Annotated in this window: 4 protein-coding genes; all 4 read left to right on the forward strand. The window is 70.0% G+C overall.

Features of this window, described 5'->3' with window-relative positions:
* Positions 1 to 324 (forward strand): DnaJ C-terminal domain-containing protein (locus AB8Z36_RS32175; RefSeq protein WP_369216916.1); only part of this gene is annotated, 324 nt, incomplete at its 5' end.
* On the forward strand, positions 321 to 728 hold the full coding sequence (locus AB8Z36_RS32180; RefSeq protein ID WP_369216917.1) for a chaperone modulator CbpM: 408 nt from the start codon (positions 321 to 323) through the stop codon (positions 726 to 728). The genes AB8Z36_RS32175 and AB8Z36_RS32180, both read left to right, overlap by 4 nt.
* On the forward strand, positions 719 to 3358 hold the full coding sequence (clpB, locus tag AB8Z36_RS32185) for an ATP-dependent chaperone ClpB (protein WP_369216918.1): 2640 nt from the start codon (positions 719 to 721) through the stop codon (positions 3356 to 3358). The genes AB8Z36_RS32180 and clpB overlap by 10 nt, the downstream gene beginning before the upstream one ends.
* On the forward strand, positions 3355 to 3813 hold the full coding sequence (gene trxA / locus AB8Z36_RS32190; protein WP_369216919.1) for a thioredoxin: 459 nt from the start codon (positions 3355 to 3357) through the stop codon (positions 3811 to 3813). The genes clpB and trxA overlap by 4 nt, the downstream gene beginning before the upstream one ends.
* The last annotated feature ends 156 nt before the right edge of the window (positions 3814 to 3969 follow it).

Below are 3969 nucleotides of genomic sequence, written 5' to 3' on the forward strand. Positions count from 1 at the left end.
ATCCAGCCCCACCCACAGTTCCGGCTGGAAGGCCGTGATGTCCACGTCCAGGTCCCGGTCACCCCCTGGGAAGCGGCCCTCGGCGCGACCGTGCCCGTGCCCACCCCTGGCGGCGGCACGGCCAAGGTCACCGTGCCCGCGGGTTCGTCCAGCGGTCGGCGACTGCGGCTGCGCGGCGAGGGCATGCCCAGTCCGCGCGGCGCCGACGGCGACCTGTACGCCGAACTCCGCGTCATGGTGCCGCCCACCCTGAGCGACCGGGAGCGCGAACTGGTCGAGGAGCTCGCCGCCACCTCCTCCTTCGACCCCAGGAGGACACGATGAACGACCGACCCGCGGAAGCGGCAGGCATCGCCCGTGCCCACAGGGACGATCGCCCGGTGCGGACGGGCCCTGGCCTCACCACCGCCACGGCTGTCCGGTACGCGCTCGTACCCGTCCGCAGACTCTCCCTGGACGCCGTAGCCCGGCGCTCGGGCCTCCACCCCGACCTGATCCGCCGGTTCGTCGCCCTCGGGCTTGTCGACGCCGACCGCGACGCCGCGGGGCACCTGGTGTTCGACCCCACGGCCCCGGGGCTGCTGGCCCGCATCCAGCGGCTGCGCTCCGGACTCTGCCTCAACTACGCCTCGATCGGCCTGGTGCTCGACCTGCTCGACCGCATCAGCCTGCTCGAAGCCGCCCTGCGAGGGCACGGCACGAGGAGTGAAAACCACCCATGGACATGAACCGTCTCATCCAGAAGTCCCAGGAAGCCCTCCAGGAGGCCCAGACCGCGGCCCTCGGCATGGGGCAGACCGAGGTCGACGGGGAACACCTGCTGCTCGCACTCCTCGATCAGGAGGACGGTCTGATCCCGCGGTTGGTGCGACAGGCCGGTGCCGAGCCGGACAGGCTGCGCGAGGCCGTGCGCGAGGAACTCTCCCGGCGCCCGCGAGTCACCGGCCCCGGCGCATCCCCCGGCCAGGTCTTCGTCACCCAGCGTCTGGCCCGCCTGCTCGACGCCGCCGAACGGGAGGCCACCCGCCTCAAGGACGAATACGTGTCGGTGGAACATCTCCTGCTCGCCCTGGCGGAAGAGGGCTCATCGACCCCCGCTGGACGTCTCCTGAAGGAGGCAGGCCTCACCAGGGACTCCTTCCTGAGCGCGCTCACCCAGGTCCGCGGGAACCAGCGCGTCACCTCCGCCAACCCCGAAGTGGCCTACGAGGCTCTGGACAAGTACGGCCGCGACCTCGTCGCCGAGGCCCGGTCCGGCAGCCTCGACCCGGTCATCGGCCGCGACGCCGAGATCCGCCGCGTCACCCAGATCCTCAGCCGCAAGTCCAAGAACAACCCGGTCCTCATCGGCGACCCCGGCGTCGGCAAGACCGCCATCGTCGAAGGCCTCGCCCAGCGCATCGTCCGCGGCGACGTGCCCGAAGGGCTGCGCGACAGGACCGTGTTCGCCCTCGACATGGGCTCCCTGGTCGCCGGGGCGAAGTACCGCGGCGAGTTCGAGGAACGGCTCAAGGCCGTGCTCAGCGAGGTCAAGGCCGCCCAGGGGCGCATCCTGCTCTTCGTCGACGAACTGCACACCGTCGTCGGCGCGGGTGCCGCCGAAGGAGCCATGGACGCGGGCAACATGCTCAAGCCGATGCTCGCGCGCGGAGAACTCCACATGATCGGCGCCACCACCCTCGACGAGTACCGCAAGCACATCGAGAAGGACGCCGCCCTTGAGCGCCGCTTCCAGCAGGTGGTGGTCGACGAGCCGAGCGTGGAGGACACCATCTCCATCCTGCGAGGCCTGCGCGAACGCCTGGAGGTCTTCCACGGAGTGAAGATCCAGGACACCGCCCTGGTCTCCGCGGCCACCCTCAGCCACCGCTACATCACCGACCGGTTCCTGCCGGACAAGGCCATCGACCTCGTGGACGAGGCCTGCGCCCGGCTGCGCACCGAGATCGACTCCATGCCTGCCGAACTCGACGAGATCACCCGACGCGTCACCCGCCTGGAGATCGAGGAAGCCGCCCTCTCCAAGGAGACCGACCCCGCCAGTGAGACCCGCCTGAGCGAGCTGCGCAAGGAACTGGCCGACCTGCGCGCGGAGGCCGACGCCAAACACGCCCAGTGGGAGGCCGAGAGGCAGGCGATCCGCCGCGTGCAGGAGCTGCGCCAGGAACTGGAACAGGTCCGCATCGAGGCGGAGGAGGCCGAACGCGCCTACGACCTCAACCGCGCCGCCGAACTCCGCTATGGCCGCCTCCAGGAACTGGAGCGCCGACTCGCCGCCGAGGAGGAGCAACTGGCCGCCAAACAAGGGCCGAACCGCCTGCTGCGCGAGGTCGTCACCGAAGAGGAGATCGCCGAGATCGTCGCCGCCTGGACCGGCGTCCCCGTCGCCCGCCTCCAGGAGGGCGAACGCGAAAAACTGCTGCGCCTCGACGAGATCCTGCGCGAACGCGTCATCGGCCAGGACGAGGCCGTCAAACTCGTCGCCGACGCCATCATCCGCGCCCGCTCCGGCATCCGCGACCCTCGCCGCCCCATCGGCTCGTTCATCTTCCTCGGCCCCACCGGCGTCGGGAAGACCGAGCTGGCCAAGACCCTGGCCCGGGCCCTGTTCGACTCCGAGGAGAACATCGTCCGGCTCGACATGAGCGAGTACCAGGAGCGGCACACCGTCAGCCGCCTCATGGGCGCACCGCCCGGATACGTCGGCTATGAGGAGGGCGGTCAGCTCACCGAGGCCGTACGCCGCAAGCCGTACTCGGTCGTGCTCTTCGACGAGATCGAGAAGGCGCACACCGATGTCTTCAACACTCTGCTGCAGATCCTGGACGACGGCCGCATCACGGATTCCCAGGGCCGTACCGTCGACTTCCGCAACACCGTGATCATCATGACGTCCAACATCGGCTCCGAGCATCTCCTCGACGGTGCCACCGCCGACGGTGAGATCAAGCCCGACGCCCGCGCCCTGGTGATGGGCGAGCTGCGCGGACACTTCCGCCCGGAGTTCCTCAACCGCGTAGACGACATCGTGCTGTTCAAGCCACTCGGCGAGCGGCAGATCGAGCAGATCGTTGAACTGCAGTTCAACGAACTGCGGCAGCGGCTCGCCGAACGCCGTATCACCGTCGAACTCACCGACAGCGCGCGCGAGCTGATCGCCCACCAGGGCTACGACCCGATCTACGGGGCGCGGCCACTGCGGCGCTACATCTCCCACGAGGTCGAGACGCTGGTCGGACGCGCCCTGCTGCGCGGCGACGTCCAGGACGGTGCGACGGTGCGCGTCGACGCCGAACACGGAGAACTGCTGGTCACCTACGATCAGCAACCGGGGGACCGGGAGGCGAGGGCGGCGTGAACACCACCCGGACGACGACGGTGACCTGCCCGAACTGCGGGCGCGGCAACCGCATCCCCGTGGCCGCCGCGGGACGGCCCAAGTGCGGCCACTGCGAGCGGCCCCTGCCCTGGGTCGTGGACTCCGGCGACGACGACTTCGCCGAGGTCGCCGAGCGGGCCTCCCTGCCCGTGGTCGTCGACCTCTGGGCCACCTGGTGCGGCCCCTGCCGCATGGTCAGCCCCGCCCTCGAACAGGTCGCCCGCGACCTCGCAGGACGCATCAAGCTCGTCAAGGTCGACGTCGACAAGAACCCACGGCTCAGCGGCCGATTCGAAGTGCAGGCCGTTCCGACCCTTCTTGTCCTGGACCGGGGCGAGCAGGTCGCCCGCCAGGCGGGCGCGGCCCCCGCGCACGCACTGCGCACGTGGGTCGAACAGGCATTGGCGGGCCGGGAGGCCCAAGCGGGCGGATGAACACGCTGCGCTGACCTGAGACCGCGGCAGCCGACAGGACCACGCACGACATCACCGCAAACGACAGGGCCGCGAAGGACAGGACCGCGAACGACAGAACCGTGCACGAAAGGAGAACTCTCATGGCCGCGATTCCCGACCCCCACCTGGCGATGG

The organism is Streptomyces flavofungini (genome assembly GCF_041028215.1).
Taxonomy (GTDB): Bacteria; Actinomycetota; Actinomycetes; order Streptomycetales; family Streptomycetaceae; genus Streptomyces; species Streptomyces flavofungini_B.

Bases quoted from the DNA above. Each gene is read 5' to 3' on its own strand.
- AB8Z36_RS32180 (WP_369216917.1), top strand. From the start codon at position 321: ATGAACGACCGACCCGCGGAAGCGGCAGGCATCGCCCGTGCCCACAGG.
- clpB (WP_369216918.1), top strand. From the start codon at position 719: ATGGACATGAACCGTCTCATCCAGAAGTCCCAGGAAGCCCTCCAGGAG.